General features: G+C 64.4%; 1 protein-coding gene. It reads right to left on the reverse strand.

All coding sequences use genetic code 11. The annotated features are described in order from the left end of the window. A partial coding sequence (locus AWU74_RS07605) for an FAD-dependent oxidoreductase (protein ID WP_187150941.1) occupies positions 1-559 on the reverse strand: 559 nt, incomplete at both ends.

Consider the following 559-nt stretch of genomic DNA (forward strand, 5'->3'; position numbering starts at 1 on the left):
GCAGCCGGTTTGCGCCGCCTCCGGCCCGTCCGCCGCGGACGCTTGCGCCGTATAGGTTTTGACGCTGTCGCCCAGATAGAACCGCACCTGGTGCGCTTCCATTTGCTTCTGGATTATCGCCGCGCCTTCGGCGTCGAGCACGGTGGGCAGCACGCGGGGCTGCATTTCCACGACCGCAACGCTGCCGCTCCGTTCCGCGATTCCCTCGGCGCACTTCATGCCGATAAGCCCCGCCCCGACGATAAGGACGCGGGTATCCGGCGAAAGCACCGCTTCAAGCGCTTTCGCGCTGTCGAGCGTCATAAAGGTAAAGTATTTGATTTTCTCAAGCCCGTCGGCGGGCGGCACAAAGGGGCGGCTCCCCGTTGCGACGAGCAGCTTGCCGTAGGAGACGCGCTCGCCGTCCGCAAGCGCGACCTGTTTTTTCGCCGCGTCTATGCGCGTCGCCGTTACGCCCGCGCGGAGCGCGCATTTGTTCCGCGCGTAAAAGTCGGCGGGACGGTAGCTCATGCGCGCTTCGTCGGTTTTGCCTTGAAGCAGGTACGATATAAGCGGGCGC

The organism is Treponema endosymbiont of Eucomonympha sp. (assembly GCF_001028545.1).